We start from the raw sequence: 17,657 nt of genomic DNA on the forward strand, positions 1-17,657 counted from the left end.
CGCCGCCAGAGCTTCTGATGTGCCGGTGAACTGGCGTCGGTCAGGCGCCCATAAGGGGACGGAATGGGGCCTTTTACAGTGCTGCATGTTATTGAGGGGTTAATGTAATGTCTTTACATCAGTTGAGGTACAGCAAAGCTGTAGTATATGACGTCTATAGCAAGTCCTGCAGCTTCAGCAGCAGGCGCAGCTGTGCCCCCGGCAGCCGCAGCAGGCTCCGCTGCAGCTGCCGCTGTAATCATGGCATACGTTCGGTTTTATTGTCTGTTCTGAACATCAAATATGTAATGACACAGGAGCAGTGCTTCCTGAGAACATCAGGAGCAGGAAATGAGTGACAACTTTGAGTTAGCAGTTCTTTTTGCAGCTCAGGCAGATGTTGTTGAGCACAGCTGTGGAAGGAGGGCACCGGCCTGCATTAATATCTTTGATGACCTGCTGCTCGAGCATGGACAGTATGTCACTACTGTACAGCAGCAGGCTCAGACTGGAGCCTCATTTTCATACACATCAGCCTCAGCATGCGCCTCCACCGGCGACGCTGGCTCGGCATCCGGCCAGTCATCCGGCTCCGCATCCGGCTTTGCCTCAGGCTGCAGCACTTATGATAGCAGCTGCGACTATGTCATAAGCTATCACAGCGTGCTTACCAGCTGCTCAGCTGATGCAGGCAGCCTGCTGTCTGTAACCAGGTTATTCACCCCTGAGCAGTGGCTCAAGCAGGGTAATGAGCAGAGCGGGTGCCATGATGGTATCAGTGCTCAAAGCGGTGCTGGAGTAGACGGATCTGCTGACACAGCTGTCTTGCGCAGACTGCAGACTCCTTTGCGTCCTGATCTGAAGATCACTGGTCAGCTCATGTTTATGGCCCCTGTGGTGATATCCATCAGCACAAGCCGTGAGATCAGTGTGAGCAGCCCTGATGAGCAGCTTGAGCAGCTACTTAAGTTTGTCGACCGCCAGTATCTGTACACAGCACTGATCGAGCCTTTGTTTGATCGCATAAGCAAGGACTCGGACAGCAGTGTCAGGCCACACAGAGGCGAGCTCAGAAAGCTCAGAGTTCCTGAGTTCAGGCTGCTTGATGACAGCGCTGTACCTGGTAGCGGAGCTCCAGCAGTCCATAATGTCGCCAGTACAGCCACCGTTATTACTGACTCAGGCATCGCCGGCGCCATCGGCGATGCCACCGGCGTTCATGCTGTGGGCAGCGCAGCTGCGCCTGATGGTGATATCCCGAGGATCATTGCCAGTGAATGTGACCTTATGTCCTCATCGGTTCTGAGATACATCTGTGACCGGGACCGCAATGACAGTTCATGCCATGAGCAGTCGGACACCTGCAAGAGGCACCGCCTTGCTGACACTGCGGCATTTCTTGATGAGTCTGATCATATGGTCTTTTTCATAGGCCATGAGTTTTATCTTGAGGTGTGGCAGATGCTCAGGGGCAAGGGTCACAGCAGTCTGACTGTCAGTGATGGCTCCCAGCTCAGATTGCTTGATCTGATGATTCATCGGACCAGCTCAGTCAATGGTCATGACGTCTGTGTTGTGCTCTGCCCCGATGAGCAATACGCCATGATAAGACAGCTGCGCTCCCAGGTGCACAGTGACAGCAGCGCAGGTGGCCATGCCGTCCCGCTTTCGGGAAGTCCATATGACATTCTGTATGACAGCAACTCCGACTTTTCATCCAGTGCGCTGTCATCTTCAACCACCACTTCAGTTGCTACTGGGCATCAGCAGGCAGGTGCAGCCGCTGCGCAGCCTCAGGACGGTGCAGTCACTGCTTGTGCTGGTTGTGTATCGACTGCAGCTGACGCCGGCAGTGTCGGTGGCGACCCTTACAACACTTTGAGTGAGGTGAATAATGTTTTATCCGCCAAAACCAAAATTCCCGTACTTTCCTCAGCCAGGTCAACTCAGAAGTCCGTGCACTCCTCCAGACGGACTGCCAGGAACTTCAGTTCCAATTCCTCAGCCTCGGCGAAAGAAGAAGTAAAGCCTGACGCCCGGGTGTATGTCATTTATGCAACCCACGATATATGGGATGAAGCAAATGAAACCGGGGCATATCTCTCCGAGGACGCCCATGGTATCGGGGCTGCAGCACATGATGAACGGGCATATTCTCTCGATGCAGCTTTGCATGACAGGATATGTACGGATAGGATACGTGCAGATGAGACATGTGCAGAGGGGACTTGTGCAGAAGAGGCATGTGAAGAGGGGACATGTGCAGATGAGGCATGTGAAGAGGGGATATGTGCAGATGAGGCATGTGCAGAGGGAAGCATCAGCGGTTTTGTCTTTGTCAGTGCTGATGAGCTGGCCTCTGACCTCAAAAAGGTGTTTAAGGCAAAATGCAGGGCTGACGGTACCGAGCATAATACCAGGGTTGAATACGATTACTGGCGCTTTATAAAGCATCCTCAAAGAAGCATTCTGGCGATCAACTATGTTAAGCGCCGCGCCATGCTGATCAGCCCTGAGTTTATTATGTGCAGCTTTGACGGGTATGAGGTCTCCATGCCTTTGCTCTTCAGTTATGAGCTGGGCATGGTTGATCTTTTAAATCAGCCCTCAGTGAGCGCGCACTTCATGGAGCAGAGCAGTTTCCGTATCCTGGCATCTGTGCTTCCCCTGCAGAGCATTCCAGGTAATATTGAAGATTATGCAGGGCTCATAAGCTGCCATGATTTGGCCTGCTTTAACTTCAGTTTTGATGCTGCTCAGGCCCAGTCCCTGGTGAGCATCACAAGGCAGATAAGCAGCTGGGAGGAGCTTAGCTGCCTTGAGGAGTTTCTTTTAAGATGCGACTGCCGCGTACATCTGTCTTTAAATCACTTTTCCCGCGACATTCGTCTTGAGCTGATGTCCTGGAAATACCATAAGGGCAAGATCTCCCTTCATAGCATTGAAGAGAAATACCATAAGGACCAAATCTCATTTCAGAATATCGAGATCAGCGAGTTTGCCTGGCTTACTGATTTATATGACTTTATCAGTCTTTACTGCCATCAGGGGCTCAGTGCCGGGCTGATTCGTCACAGGGGTATGTCCTGTCTACACTTTATGAGCAGATTAGTCTGTCAGAGTGTCAATGACTGGCCTGAGCTCAGCACTTTCTTTTCTGGCTATGTTTTTAATCTGGCCCGGTCATTGAGTAAGTGGTTCTATAACGTCACAAACGCGCACGATAACGATGTCAATTTGCGTTCCCTTATAACACTAAGGGAGCTGTGGCCATGTTGCGACACGGAGCTTCATAAAAGCCCTGATATCGTACCGTACTCCCAGCCGCTTGCAGTTGTGGATGCCGAATTTGTCATGGGCAATTTCCATAATCTGCGCCATGCAGTGGGTAATCGCTGCATTGTCATTCCTTTTACTGTGCTCAGAGCTCTGCTCATCAGAAAGACGCATCATGACGATGCTGTGGCTTCCCTTGCGTTCAAGGCCCAGAAAGTATTGCTGCAGCTTGGTGACAATGCTGTGTATTTCTGGCCTGACTATGACTTTACCCTCATGGTGGACAGTTTCTCACGCTCTGACGATGACAGCCGTTTCAGCCTGTTCAATATCTCCTGTATCAGCACGGCTCTGTGTCTGCAGGCTCATGATGTTGTTCTTTATTCAGGCTCCAGAGAAACGGTCAAAAAGGCCAACCGACTTGGCGTCAAGACTGTCTTTAGCGACAGTGTCGCAAAGAGGTATCTAAAGGACTCGGCTGAAAGAGACAGGCCTTTTAACAGGATGGGAATACCAAGCCTGTTCAAAGGTCCCATGTATAGCTCATATGATCAGTCTGTGCGCTGCCTGATGCCGTATATGGACGAGCTGTCCTGGAAAGCTGTCTTCAATGAAAGCGGCATAATTCCCCTTGAGGTAAGGACGGCCATGAACAGGTACAAAAGCATAATAAGGAGCATACATGGCAGTGGTCAGAGCAGGCAGGACAGCAGACTGGAGGATATTACCCATGACTGCAGCAACAACTGCGACAGTGAGAGTTTCATGCATAGCAGTGAGACTTTCATGCATAGCAGCGCAGTCATTGCATCCTCAACTGAACATGCTTCAGATAAGCACATGAGCAGACGCTATAACCGTCTGGAGGAAATGCTCAGAGTCAGGGATGGTCTTGACTCTCTGGATATTTTCAGTGGACTGGACAGCCACAAAGGTCTTGAGGAGGCTGATGGAAATGACAGTATGTTTTCTCAGACAGGTGCTCCCCGGACTGAGCCAACCCGCAGTTCATTTCCTTGTGCTGTCATTCCAAGCATGTTTGGCCCTGAAGGCTATTTCGCTTCATTCTTTGATTGCGATACTGCATCCGGCTCCGTGCATAAGCCAGATGAAACGTCTGATGCTGATTGTTCAGCAGCATCAGTTGATGCTGGTAGCCGGGCATGCGCTGATGGCAGTTCGGGCGCTGAATGCAGCGAAGGATCAGGCAAGGCATATGAGGAGGTAAGACATAGGGCATTTGAGCCTGATCTGCATGATATTTTCAGAGAGCAGATCATTGCATTGCGCAAAGGAATGCCTCTGGAGGCACGGCTTATGTTATCAGAGCAGTTTCCAATACCTTAAAACTTGAGCACTGAGCATGGCTCAGTACGGTGAGCTGTTACTGGCCATACGGATTTATAAAACAGCCTTTGCCTCAGCACTTGCCTGTATCAATTCCCGACCAGTATATAAGCAGCCCCCACAGCCGGTGCATGCCCCGACCATCACCTGAGCAGTATCCTGAGCGGGCGCAGGACCGGACCAGCACCTGAGCAGTATCCTGAGTGGTCGCAGGCCTTGACCGTGTTAAGATTCTGAAAAGGGATGCAAATGGCTGTCATCAGTTTTACGCAGAATGGAGCGGCCATAAAGCAGCCGCGCAGATGCCGGTTAGGATGGCCGTGTACCGGACAGTACAGGCAGTAGTGGTACTGTCATGCTGGCAATAACAAAAACAGACAATAAGGAATACACAGTCAGGACGGATCTGTCCGAACATTTAGCACATACAGCAGCAGGCAAAGTGAGAGTCCCTGTAACAGGGGCTGGTACAGTTTGCATGGCTGTATGGAACTTTATCACATTTTGAATAAAGGGCGGTTTTTGACCGTCATGTTGAGGGATTATGAGCTTATTTGAAGCAGCCGAGATAGGCTTTCGTATGAGAATTGGTCAAGTCAGGCACGAGAACAATGAGAACTTCGCAAAATGTTTTAACCTTTTGCGCGAAGTTCAAAATAGTGAAGCAGCTTACCTTCTGAAGACTGAAATTAATGAAGCCAGAAATACACTCAACGGATGGCGCGAGCTGTCTCAGACTGACAGAGGTAAGCGCACAATTCATCGTCGTCTTGGCGAGTATGTCGATGTGATCCGTAAGCTTGCCATACGTGCTGAGGCATATGAGGCGGAGCTGCACCGTAAGTGGCAGGCGGAGCTTGCAGCCGTTGAGGCCGAAGCTGCGCGCAGTGCAGCCGAGCAGGCACGTGTTGCTGCCGAGCAGGCACGTATTGAGGAAGAGCGCAAGGCTGCAGAGGAGCGAATCATCAAAAGGCGCAAAGAGGTTGACGAGCAGTTGCGTGCTCATATTTCCGGCTGGAAAAACAGGCGTATGCATAATTACGCCCGCCCTTACTTTGCTGACATCAAGGAATCAGCAGTTGAGCATGACTGGAGCGCTGACAGAATAGCCAGTGAGCTTGATGAGCTCTATGAGAGGCTGCAGAAGCGATTTTCCTCAAAAACAATGCAGAGTCAGCAGCAGAGTGGTGAGAGCGAATCTGAGCATTCTGCCGCTTCAGCACAGGCAGCTGCTGATGCCATTGAGGACATTAATGCTGCACCTGACGGAACTGATCCAGGACCAGATGATGACATGCCTTATGAAGATGACACAGCAGATATTGAAACTGGCCCTGATGGGTCAGAGGAGGACCGTCGCAAGATAGTAAGAGCTGTAGCAAAATCTCTGGAGGATGCAGGTTTTGCAGTTTCAAATCCTGTTCTAATAGAGGAGGATGGAAAAGAGGTCGTTCTTATTCAGGGCGCCCGTCCTGCAGGTAACCGTGCAGCATTCAGCATTAGTCTTGACGGTACCATCAAATACAAATTTGACCATTACGAGGGCCAGGGTTGCCGTGCCGACATTGACAAGGTCATACCGACTCTTCAAGACATTTACGGCATTAACCTCAGCAATAGACGTGTTCTCTGGTCAAATCCAGATGATGTTTTCGCTACCAGTCGCCCAGTGGCTCCTGTAAGTCAGAGCCAGGGAGGATCAGGGGGCTGATGCTCCGGCAGTCATACTGCATATTCTCTGTTCTGACATGTCATGGCTGTGCACCTGCCAGTGTCTGTGCAGCAATGCCGGAACGCAATAGCAGCTTACATCTGGCAGCCATACGATAAGAATATGGCTTTGAAATCACTGCCAGGCAATTAAGGCCATTCAGGCATTTCAGCAACATTTTCAGTTATGCTGCTCCACAGCGATCGACAACAGCACAGTCATGCATTACTGTGCTTTATCCATGACATAGGGGGCTGCATGTTCTGCCACACCAGCAAAGTAAATGCATCTGAGCAATGTCACCATACATCCAGAACAAGGATGCAGGCCAGCGCGGCGGCCTGTAACGGCAATTACATGACTGGGCGTCATGAACATGCCTGAACCTGACCACGGGTGCATGCATGTTCTGCAGTATATGTATTAACCTGTATATTTTATAAAGTATATGCATAAACGTATCATGACATGCTTAGTATTCGGGTCAGTTACTGATAACCTGCATACTTTGTAAAGAATATATGAGATGTACTGTGGAATTTTTCGTCTTCAGAACAGTGATAATAACCTGAACAATTTGTAGAGTATGTATGAGCTGGTGCATGGAAGGCTGTGCCTGCAGAGCAGCACTTATGGATTGGGATTAATCGGATAGACAGGATAAGTACAGATGAGCAAATACATTAACTCATGGCTGGAGAATTTTGAGCGCCAGTGCATGATCAGGCGCGCCATACAGATAAATGGCAATGTTATTGACCTGGCTTTTAATCGCATGTCCAGGATTATGCCGGTAACTGAGGTTATTGAGGACAGTCTGCGTGCTCTGGGATTTAAGCATGTAGTCTTTTACTCCCGTGTCAATGGAATCAAAGGTATGCCCCTCCAGGACTTCCTGAGGATAACAACCAGAAACTTTACCTTTGATACCGGCAATGCTTATGACATGGGCAGTGATGACGATGATGATCAAGCTGATGCCATGTCCGCAGGTAATGGTGTGGGAACTGCAGGTCAGGGCAGGTCAGCTTCATCAGGATGGAGCGGCGGTGCTGCAGGGGCTGCCCCTCTTGATCCGGCATCATTCTTTGCCACGGTTAAGACTGTACTTACCGACAAAGATGACTCAAGCGGCATAGCCTTTATCGTTGACTGGACCAATCTGCTTTTCGGTCAGGTCAATGCGCTGACCGAGGTGGAGCGCGGCTGGCTGTCTCAGATCTCTGATGCCCTGCGAGACAGTCCTTCAGCATCCAGTGATGTGGACAGCAGGGGAGTGCGCAGCATTGTAATCTTCCTGTGTTCAGGCAGTGCCGGTATCCCGCCTGTTGTTTTTGTCAACAATCCACTCTTTGCCGGCATTACCATTTCCCTGCCGTCTATTAGGGAAAGAGAGGCCGCCCTGACAGCCCGCTCCTCCATGTTCCATCTTGATGAGCCGCTTTCAAGATCAGGCAAGTCATTTTCAGACCTTGCAACCATGACTGACGGCCTGACTCTGCGTGATATCGACAATCTGGTAAGGCTGTCGGGCCAGCAGGATCCGCCTGCAGATGTAACTTCCCTGGTATCTCTGTATCGTTATGGAACCAGAGAGTCTCCATGGGAGCAGCTCAATTACGGCAGACTTACTACGGCAAAAGATGAGCTGCGCCGCCGTGTAAAGGGTCAGGACAGGGCCATTGACTCTGTTTACAAGGTTCTTATCCGCGCCTATACCGGTCTGTCTGGACTGCAGCATTCTTCAAAGGCCCGTACTCCAAAAGGAGCCCTGTTCTTTGTAGGACCTACTGGTGTGGGTAAGACCGAGCTTGCCAAATCACTGGCTCAGTTCCTCTTTGGCGATGAGGATGCCTGCATACGCTTTGACATGTCCGAGTTCAACCACGAGCATGCTGACCAGCGACTTGTTGGTGCCCCTCCTGGCTATGTAGGTTATGAGGAGGGCGGTCAGCTTACCAATGCTGTCAAGGCACGTCCTTTCTCACTGCTGCTCTTTGATGAAATTGAAAAAGCCCATCCGCGCATTCTGGACAAGTTCCTGCAGATTCTTGAAGATGGCCGTCTGTCAGATGGTAAGGGTGAGACAGTGTCCTTTGCAGATACATTCATTGTCTTTACCTCAAACATCGGCGCATCCTCAGTAGAGCAGGGGGATGAGGAGGCTGTAGCCTCTCAGTTCCGTGATGCCGTTCAGGATCACTTCACCAATCAGCTGCAGCGTCCTGAGCTGCTGGGCCGTATTGGGGAGGCCAACATCATTCCTTTCAACTTTATGACTGACAGGGAAGTGTTAAGACAGATTGCACGTGCCAAGCTGGTGCCGCTCAAGAACCGTCTCAAGGAAAAATGGGGCGTTAACAGCATTGAGTTTGAGGATGAAAACGCAGCCCTGGACGGCATTGTCTCCATGGTTGATCTGCGCAGCGGAGGCCGTGGTGTGCTCAATGCCATGATCAGATATCTCTTCGACCCGCTCAGTGAATTCCTATTTGAGTGCAGTGCCAGCCCAGAGCAGCTGCGCGGCCGGACCATCAACATGATTCGTCTGAAAAACGAGTTTATCTTCGAGATCCGATAGGATTTTTACTCCATCATCATCCCACACCAATGCAGGCCACCTGACTGCAGCCATGGGCGCCCGTCAGGTGCTGCAACCAACCATAGCCTGCATGTACGCCAGCAAGAGCTGCAGCCTTTTGCTGCACTTATGAGCACAAATTTCATCAGTCCATGCAGTTGTTTTGCATCTGCATGGACTTTATGCATGTGCGTGGGCTTTATGAGTGTGCGTGGGGTTTGGGTCTTGCTGCATCATCATCCTGAAGGCTGTGACTGATGCTTATATCCTGCTGCTGTCGTACATATGACTGCGCAACACGGAGTGACTCCAGCAGTACAGCACAGGAGTGGAGGTGGTGATGAGAGAAAGAGTGAGATGAACCTGGCTTTACAGCGTTTATTTTTGGAGAACAGGTAATGGCATTTATTAATCTTTCATGTTTTATAGAGTGTACTGAAGCTGAGGGGCCGGGAAAGCGATTTGCACTCTGGACTCAGGGCTGCATGCTCAGATGTCCTGAGTGCTGCAATAAGGAAATGCAGCCCATCAGGCCTGAAATGATTGTCTCTACTGATGAGATTATGGCCCGCATCAGGCAGGCGCATGAAAGGTACGAAATAGAGGGTATAACCCTGCTGGGAGGTGAGCCGTTTTTGCAGGCTCCGGGCCTTGCCCAGTTGGCCCGTCAGACTCGGGAACTTGGGATGTCTGTGATGTGCTTTACCGGTTATGAGTACAGCTGGCTCAAAGAAAAATGCGATTTTGACGGCGTAGCTCAGCTGCTTGATCAGATTGACGTGCTGGTTGACGGCCCCTATGTCAACAGCAGGCCTGAGACCGTTCGCAACTGGGCGGGCTCAACCAATCAACGCTTCATCTACCTGACTGACTTTTACAGCCAGGAGATAGAGACCAGGAAGGGAGTAGCAACCTGCGAGTGGCGTATAGGGCTGGACGGCAGCATAACCATCAATGGTTTCCCGGCAGATATCTCTATTGAAACCAGGCCGGAATAGGATGTGCGGAAGCTGCAAGCATCAGCTCCAGATCCGGCAGCTGAACTGGTCTTAAAGGCGGCAGGTTTTAAACCATGTGCAGCATGTCCATTGCATGGCAGGCAGGGGCCGGCGAAGCAGCTCTATCGCATGGCAGGCAGGAGCCAGCGAAGCAGCACTATCGCATAGCAGGCAGGGGCGGGCGAAGCAGCTCTATCGCATGGCAGGCAGGAGCCAGCGAAGCAGCACTATCGCATAGCAGGCAGGGGCCGGCGAAGCCGCTCTATCGCATAGCAGGCAGGGGCCGGCGAAGCAGCACTAACGCTTAGCAGGCAGTGGCAGGTGAAGCAGCTCTATCGCATGGCAGGCAGGTGCTGGCGAAGCAGCTCTATCGCATGGCAGGCAGGGGCCGGCGAAGCAGCTCTATCGCATGGCAGGCAGGGGCCGGCGAAGCAGCTCTATCGCATGGCAGGCAGGAGCCGGCGAAGCAGCTCTATCGCATGGCAGGCAGGAGCCAGCGCAGACGGTCATTCTGCGTGGCAGGCAGGGGCTACTGCTATGGGAGCAGCCACCGTCCTGCAGGCTGGCTGTGTGACATGAGGGCGAAACTCAACGTCTGGTCCCGACTGCGACTGAGCCGGCCATCATAATGGGATTTGAGCTGTTCAGCAGGAGTGATAACTGCCGTAACTTTACTTGTTCGCAGTTTGCGTAATTGTTTGAAAAGTCAGGAGCGGATGGGTTAAAAGATGCCGTAAAACGAAGAATGCGAATCTTTAAACACTCTGGCAGCAGGACCCTGGCTTACCACTTTACCGCCGTAAGAGCCACTCTTCATACCAAAATCAATTACATAGTCTGATATTCTTGCGATGAAGTCAGGATTATGCTCGATCATTAAAATGGTGTGCCCCTGGTTTTGCAGCATTTTCAGAACTGAAACAAGTTTATCAATGTCATAGCGGCTTAATCCTGATGCCGGCTCATCAAGAATAAATAAGGTTTTTTTGCGAGACTGCTTGCCTAAAGCGTCTGCTAACTTGATTCTTTGAGCCTCACCGCCAGAAAGGTGCATAGACATTTGTCCGAGCTTTAAGTAGCTGATGCCAAGCTCTTGCATACAGTTGAGCTTGGAGTAAATAAGGGACTGATCTTTGAAAAAGTCCATGATCTCAGCTACAGGGGTCTCTAATACATCATAAATAGATAGACCATTGTACTTTACGGAAAGCACCTTGTCAGAAAAGCGCTTACCACCGCACTCTGGGCATTGAACATAGCACTCTGGAAGATAGGCCATCTCATATTTCTTCAGACCAGTACCCTGACAGCAAGAGCATCGCTCTCCTTCAACATTCATACTGAAGCTGCTGGAGGTAAGGCCCTGTGATTTTGCATCACTTGTGCTGGCAAAAAGATCTCTTATGCTTTCATATATGCCAAGATATGAGATAACAGATGAACGAGGGGTTTTTCCTATAGGTGAAGGATTAACATCGATAACATTGGTAATCGAATTATTGCAGGTAAAAGAAGAGCAGCAATAAGGTGATTTTCTTTTTATGCACTCATTGACTACATGGGCCAGTGTTGACTTTCCAGACCCTGAGACACCAGTGATACAGGTTATAGCGCCCACCGGAATCTGTACGTCCTGTGCCTTGATATTGCGGTAGTTGATGCCCTTAAGAGCTATAAACTTTTTAAACTCTTCCTCTGCCTTGAAGTCAAAAATATGATTTTTGACCTTGGCTGGCTGACTGGCAGAAATAAGATATCCGCCTTTAGGACCACCTTCAGGGCCCAGTTCAATAACACGATCGGCAGCTGCTATGTAGCGATCATTGTGCTCAATAGCAATGACAGTGTTGCCGATATCTACCAGCTTCCTGGTTGCTGAAACGAGCAGACCTACATCCCGGTAATGAAGACCCTTACAAGGCTCATCAAGGATATAAATCAGTCCGTTAAGAGAACAGGTGAACTGAGATGCAACTCTGACTCGCTGCTTTTCACCGTCAGACAGGGATGGGACAGATCGTGACAGGGTCAGATAGCCCAGATTGAGCTCAATAAGCGAGTGGATCTTGATTAACAGGGTACTGATAACACTTTTGACCAGATCTTTCTTGGACTTGCATACATCATTGAGCTTGTATTTGGATAGCCTGTCATAGAGGTCAACCAGCTCCATCGACTCTGCGTCGGCATAATTAAGGCCGGCAACAGTATATTTTAAGGTACTCTCCTTAAGCCTTGAGCCGTTGCACACATGACATGTCTGCTCTACAAGATACTTGCTGAACTGCTTTGACTCCTCCAATGAGGACGGATCCTGTAAGTAATTAAGAATGCTTACAGCAGCTCCTTTCAGTTTGGTGTTATGGCTGCGCCAGCGCTGGTTAACCTTATACCTGATCTGTCTGGAAACGCCATCATCAGCGTAGAGAAGAACATTCAGCTCTTTTTTGGTCAGCTTTGATACCTTTTTGCCAGGATCAATACCATAATGAGAGCACAGGCCCATTAAGACGGCGCGTTCCTTAGAATACTGACTGCCCTTGAAAGGGAGTATCGCTCCATCCTCCAGGGTCTTTTCCCTGTCAGGAATTATGGCATCAATGCTTATTTCCTTTTCTATACCAAGGCCGGAGCAGTGTTTGCAGCATGAGCTTTGAATGTTGGGAGAGAAAAGGCTGGTAGGGACTTCGTGTTTGTCATCACTGTTAACTAATGCAAATAGAACTCTTAAATGGTCGGAAATGTCAGTAGATGTACCAACAGTTGATCGCGGGTTAACGTTGTAAGACTGCTGTGAAATGCTGATAGCAGGCTTAAGATTAATGATCTGACCGACTTTTGGTTTGTTCATTAATCTTTGCCCCTGTAAAGCACCTCCCATGCCTTCAAGCATATTTCGCTGACTTTCAGCATAGACAGTATCGAATATAAGCGATGACTTGCCGCAGCCTGAGCAGCCAGTCACACATGTAAACGCTTCGAGATCAATAGATAAGTCAATGTGCTTAAGGTTGTTCTCATAGGCGTCTTTGATAACAACTGTATTATCCATAATATAAAGACCATATAGAGAGTTATGTATACATAGATTTAAAATATAGCTACAGTTTTAATTCTAATAACATAACAAATGGATATAGTTTAACATCGGACAAATCGGGGTGAGGGAGCAAGGTTTTAAATTACTTCTTCTCAGTGAAGTTCTGATAGTAAAGTCCTTGCTTTGAGCACCACTCACAGTCATCTCTTCTTGGAAACTCTTTGTAAGTGATATCCATTGTGTAAATATCAAACTCACCTCGTCTGTTGACATTAGATGGCTGGATCTCACGTGACAGAACTTTAATAGCTTCCATGCTAATCATGCTGGCAATCAGTGAGCACATTGGCCCAAAGCTTCCTATTTTTCTGTTCTTCACCATCAGCTTCTTGACCTTATCAGGATCAATCTTATTGAGCTCATCCAGGGTTTTTTCAAAGCATTTGACACAGGCTGATTTGCCGGGAATGACTGTTTGACCAATAAGAGAAAGATGAAGGTTATATCCCCCTCCAATTATGTGGGGAATAGCACGGCTCATAGCGTACTGACCAGTTAACAATGATGTCATGTCAACTGTAGGCTGATCGGCACAGTTGATAATCAGATCAATGTTTACATCATTGAAAATTTCCAGGCTGCCTTCCTGCAGCTGTGTTTTACTGGATGTAACATTAATATCAGGGTTGTACTTAAGAAGACGCTCTGCGATGACGTCTGTTTTAAAACGCCCCGTATCTGCCTGAGTAAAGCCAAATTGACGGTGCAGGTTTGTAATATCAACGACATCGTCGTCCATCAGAATAATGTTGCAGACACCTGACTGTGCCAGGTTACAGGCGGTCCATGTTCCCACGGCTCCCAGTCCGATTACAAGGACTGTACTGCTGTTAATATTTTTCCACATGGACAGCAGGTGCTCATGACTGCTGGAGTACTCGGCTAAAAAGTGAATAACCCGGCGAAACCTCTCATACTCATAGAAGTCTTCGTGAGGCAGAGAGTTATCAAGGACACCCTTTGACCTCAGAAAGTTTAATAAGTTATTCATGTCCTCAGCACTGGTCTCATACTCAGAGCACAGTTGCTCTACAGTTCTGGTGCCATCTAAAGAGCATACAATTCTTTCAATCAGATCGTTCTCAACTTTAATGTGGACCTGTTGACGAATCCCGCTGAGAAAAAATTCAAGCATACTGCTGCTGTTTCTGATGACCGAAACAGTAGGGCTAAGTTTAGGATTCAATTATTAAACCTCGATTAGCAGAAACTGGAGTTATTCTGGAGCGCCTTTGCCACATACTTTGCAGTCGGGATCCTTTCTTAAGTTAAGGTACTTAAGGGACATATCATGGAAAAGAAACTCTCCACGTATTTTGAACGACTGATTAATATCAGTGATGCCTGTCAGGTACTTAACAATTTCTATGCTGGCAAATGAAGATGAAAAAAGACTCATTGACGCAAGGCCGCCAATGTCCCGGAATCTGTCAATTACGGGGTGCTTTTTAGGCTTCCAGTCTTTAAGAGCAACTTTGAAGTGAGATGCATAGCATTCAACGCAGGGAGTGATATAAGGAATAATCAGCTCGCCTGTACTTGCCAGATGAGCATCAAAGCCTCCGGCTATATAATGAGGTTTATTGTGCTTTACGCACAGCCTGGAAATTTTGGCAGAGGTATAGCCAATGTAGGGTTCATCAAGAGTATTAATGATGAAATCGCTGTCTGTAATAATGCTGTTTACGTCGGAATCCGGGTGCATGTAATTATCAACAGTTTCAACATTAATCTTGCTGTTTATTGATAACAGCTCACGCTTAAGCGCGTTAACTTTCTTCTCTCCAATGCTGTTTTCATCATAGTAAATGTGGCGTGCAGCATCGCTGACTTCAACAAAATCATCGTCATAAAGAGTGAATGAGCCAACGCCAGCCATTGCAAGCTGGACAGCTATGTTTCCGCCAACAGCTCCACAACCAAAGACTGCAATATGCGAGTCAAAAAGTTTTTTCTGTGCTTTTAAGCCGTCAATTTCGCTTCCTGAAAACTCAGAAAAGTAATTTATCTGCCTTGTGTACCTGTCAACTTCCTCAGCAGTTAGAAAAGATTGCTCTGTCATAACCGGGGTCAATATTTTATGGCTGTAGAGCATTTCAATGACTGATCTGGTCTGTTCCTCTTCTACCTCATGCTCATTAAGCATAATATCAACAATCTCTTTTACAGACTTTTTGCCATCAATAGTCTGCAGAAGATTAACCATGGAATCATTGATTCTGAAAGACTTCCTCTGTCTGGTATTCATGTAATAGACCATCAGATAATGATCATCATTAAGAAACAGATCTACAGAATCCTTAATTTTAATAATCGAACAATCTTTTATATCTTCCATGAATATTGAACTCATGTTTCATATTCAAAACTTATGCTTTGTTTTGACCTGCAGCAGGAGTATAAATAAAATGCAGCATCTTTGTTGATTGTTGTTAAAGATACTGCATTGTAATTGCAGGTAACTAAGCTTATATGAGATATACAGCCAAGTTTTATCATTATTACTTTATAATAATATTGCCTGTAATCTGATAAATACCAGGTTCATTAAAAGCTGAAATGCTTTAGTGACTGGTTAGTACTGAATAACACCGCCTTCAACACTAAGGAACTGACCCCACTTCTCCTCAGAGTCTTCCATAGAGTTCATATCACGGGTACATACTCGGGTACAGCAGGCAGAGCGCTCGCCAGAGCATCCCTCGGTGTATTCTGCAAAAACTTCTTGCTCATTAACTTCTTCAAATACAATCTTATTCATTATTACTCCTGATATCGTACTGTTCAGTATGACGTCATTACTTGAAAGATTAGATAAATAAGTACTTATGGAAAGTGCTCATTATCTTCATATTTGCAAGCCTTACATTCATTCTCATTCCGTACAAAGAGGTATTAATAAAAGCATTATCTATCATTAAGTGTTACTGTTACATTTACATATCTAAAAGTAAAACAAGATAAATTTGCTGTTCATAATTTCCCTGCAGTCTAAGAATAAAGGCATCCATGGCTTACATATTGTTGAACAGTTACCGGTAAAACATACATACATACATATGCATATATTTACCAACTGTTGTTTATGGATACATTATGTCAGCATTCAGGTACATTTGTTTTAAATTTCATACTCGGAATAAAACAAAGTTACCAGTATTATTTTAATGCTTCGCTACCAGTTTTGGTTAGTATCTTCAGTGTATGTGAGCTGCAAGGGTCCATAATAATATGCGGAGCCTTGCAGGTTCATTGTCAGCAGCACTCCAGAGCTGTCTTTTCTTTTCACCTCACCTGATCTGACCGTCCCTTCCCTCGTCTGACATCATATCTTTCTTGTCAGTTGCAAATGCATCAGTCATTACTTGTTCATTTGATATCAGAAGCAAGAGCAGGCAGTATCATCTATGCTTCATGTTAAACGTTTGTCTGTTAGAGTTTCACTTTTTCATCAAATTATTGCATGACATGCCAGGTAAAGGAGGGCATAGATCAGTTTATTTGATCTGGCTCACAATAGGACAATTTATCTGTCATTCTGGTTTGCTTTCTTTTGCCCAAATGTGATAAAAATCGGAAATGACTGAAAAAAGCGTGATTTATCAGTCATTTGTTGCCAGCGCAATGCTGCAACAGTTTTACCTTTCTGGCCTGAAACCAGTGCCGTCCTTAACTGTGTAAGGACTGGGCATTCTGGCCAGAAATCCACCATTATGCTCTGCAGGACAGAGGCCCCATAACATGTGGCCGTCTGCCTGTACAGTTCCATAAGCGCCATATGCGCATGCACCTTTGCAGTAATGCAGGTGACCTTGCGCTTATGCCGTCAGGCTTTTGTGTCGTTGGTGGCACTGATGCCGTCGGGCGTTTGTGCCATTGCGGTACTCATGCCGTCGGGCGTTTGTGCCATTGCGGTGCTCATGCGTCAGGCGTTTGTGCCATTGCGGTGCTCATACCGTCAGGCGTTTGTGCCTGTGCCCGTGCACTTGTTGTGCTACGCTGCTGATGTGCCTTTGCACTCATGCAGATATGCGCAAGTGCAGCGAGGGACTGATGCCTCAGGGCATCTGTCACGGGGCAACATGGTTCTGTATGCTGCAGGCATAGCTGGCATTAAGGTCAGGTATCTGACCTTCTGTGCCAGTCACCCGCCTCATAATGATTTCAGCTTCACACGAAAGTGTCAGCGAAGCTGCCCTGAACAGCAATAGCTGTTTAGGAAAATACTGCTACAGATTTTTAATCATTGCGAGGCTGACTATTACTTGTTTAAGTAAATCTGTAAGAGCTGTTTTTGTCAGAGTAAGCAAGGACAGCATTGAGCCTTCAGATTTCTCTGCACGGTCTCTATGTCAGCATAAGTGGAAATATGCTGCCACAGTACCGTCTGAACTGAAGTTTATTCTGTCCCTGAGTTTTTGAGTGACTTTGCACTACTGATACCGGTATGAGATAGACCGGCGTTCAGTGCTGTAAAAGTAATGCAGGGCTGAATAAGGTGCCCGTCGTTCCTGGGCGCTGGCTATATCTTATTTCTCAATGTAAGGCATAAGAGTCTCAAAGGCTTGATGGCTTTACATTTTCCTTACTCGTCCTGTTATCCGTTTCCACATCAATACTGCTCAGCAGTGTTAAAGACTCATATTGAGCTTGCGGATATCAGGA

The 17,657-nt window shown here is 47.6% G+C and carries 9 protein-coding genes; 4 read left to right on the forward strand and 5 right to left on the reverse strand.

Going from position 1 to position 17,657, the window contains the following annotated elements; genetic code table 11:
- The first annotated feature begins 330 nt into the window (after positions 1-330).
- The 4 genes from MXE39_RS01575 to MXE39_RS01590 all read left to right on the forward strand — a co-directional run bounded on the left by MXE39_RS01575 (position 331) and on the right by MXE39_RS01590 (position 9,892).
- The gene (locus tag MXE39_RS01575; RefSeq protein WP_246976497.1) at positions 331-4,602 is read left to right on the forward strand and encodes a hypothetical protein; all 4,272 of its coding nucleotides are present in this window, start codon (positions 331-333) and stop codon (positions 4,600-4,602) included.
- A 544-nt stretch (positions 4,603-5,146) separates the two neighbouring features.
- The gene (locus MXE39_RS01580) at positions 5,147-6,313 is read left to right on the forward strand and encodes a hypothetical protein (RefSeq protein WP_246976501.1); all 1,167 of its coding nucleotides are present in this window, start codon (positions 5,147-5,149) and stop codon (positions 6,311-6,313) included.
- A 670-nt stretch (positions 6,314-6,983) separates the two neighbouring features.
- Positions 6,984-8,894, forward strand: coding sequence for an AAA family ATPase (locus MXE39_RS01585; protein WP_246976504.1), 1,911 nt, complete (start codon positions 6,984-6,986; stop codon positions 8,892-8,894).
- A 398-nt stretch (positions 8,895-9,292) separates the two neighbouring features.
- On the forward strand, positions 9,293-9,892 hold the full coding sequence (locus MXE39_RS01590; RefSeq protein WP_281503348.1) for a 4Fe-4S single cluster domain-containing protein: 600 nt from the start codon (positions 9,293-9,295) through the stop codon (positions 9,890-9,892).
- A 721-nt stretch (positions 9,893-10,613) separates the two neighbouring features.
- Here MXE39_RS01590 and MXE39_RS01595 read toward each other — a convergent pair.
- From MXE39_RS01595 to MXE39_RS01615, 5 genes are all read right to left on the reverse strand, one after another.
- On the reverse strand, positions 10,614-12,944 hold the full coding sequence (locus tag MXE39_RS01595) for an ATP-binding cassette domain-containing protein (protein ID WP_246976510.1): 2,331 nt from the start codon (positions 12,942-12,944) through the stop codon (positions 10,614-10,616).
- 130 nt (positions 12,945-13,074) lie between these two features.
- Positions 13,075-14,127, reverse strand: a complete 1,053-nt coding sequence (locus MXE39_RS01600) for a ThiF family adenylyltransferase (protein WP_246976512.1) — start codon at positions 14,125-14,127, stop codon at positions 13,075-13,077.
- 81 nt (positions 14,128-14,208) lie between these two features.
- Positions 14,209-15,345 (reverse strand): ThiF family adenylyltransferase, encoded by a 1,137-nt coding sequence (locus MXE39_RS01605; protein ID WP_247073724.1) that lies wholly within the window; start codon positions 15,343-15,345, stop codon positions 14,209-14,211.
- A 222-nt stretch (positions 15,346-15,567) separates the two neighbouring features.
- The gene (locus MXE39_RS01610; RefSeq protein WP_246976518.1) at positions 15,568-15,753 is read right to left on the reverse strand and encodes a hypothetical protein; all 186 of its coding nucleotides are present in this window, start codon (positions 15,751-15,753) and stop codon (positions 15,568-15,570) included.
- 765 nt (positions 15,754-16,518) lie between these two features.
- A complete protein-coding gene (locus MXE39_RS01615; protein WP_247073726.1) occupies positions 16,519-16,761 on the reverse strand; it encodes a hypothetical protein in 243 nt (80 codons plus the stop codon).
- Positions 16,762-17,657: the final 896 nt, after the last annotated feature.

It is taken from the genome of Anaerobiospirillum sp. NML120511 (assembly GCF_023050955.1).
GTDB lineage: Bacteria > Pseudomonadota > Gammaproteobacteria > Enterobacterales > Succinivibrionaceae > Anaerobiospirillum.

Excerpts from the sequence above, each read along its gene's own strand:
- MXE39_RS01590 (WP_281503348.1), top strand. The coding sequence starts at position 9,293 with ATGGCATTTATTAATCTTTCATGTTTTATAGAGTGTACTGAAGCTGAG.
- MXE39_RS01575 (WP_246976497.1), top strand. The coding sequence starts at position 331 with ATGAGTGACAACTTTGAGTTAGCAGTTCTTTTTGCAGCTCAGGCAGAT.
- MXE39_RS01605 (WP_247073724.1), bottom strand. The coding sequence starts at position 15,345 with ATGAGTTCAATATTCATGGAAGATATAAAAGATTGTTCGATTATTAAA.
- MXE39_RS01610 (WP_246976518.1), bottom strand. The coding sequence starts at position 15,753 with ATGAATAAGATTGTATTTGAAGAAGTTAATGAGCAAGAAGTTTTTGCA.
- MXE39_RS01600 (WP_246976512.1), bottom strand. The coding sequence starts at position 14,127 with ATGCTTGAATTTTTTCTCAGCGGGATTCGTCAACAGGTCCACATTAAA.
- MXE39_RS01580 (WP_246976501.1), top strand. The coding sequence starts at position 5,147 with ATGAGCTTATTTGAAGCAGCCGAGATAGGCTTTCGTATGAGAATTGGT.
- MXE39_RS01615 (WP_247073726.1), bottom strand. The coding sequence starts at position 16,761 with ATGGAACTGTACAGGCAGACGGCCACATGTTATGGGGCCTCTGTCCTG.
- MXE39_RS01595 (WP_246976510.1), bottom strand. The coding sequence starts at position 12,944 with ATGGATAATACAGTTGTTATCAAAGACGCCTATGAGAACAACCTTAAG.
- MXE39_RS01585 (WP_246976504.1), top strand. The coding sequence starts at position 6,984 with ATGAGCAAATACATTAACTCATGGCTGGAGAATTTTGAGCGCCAGTGC.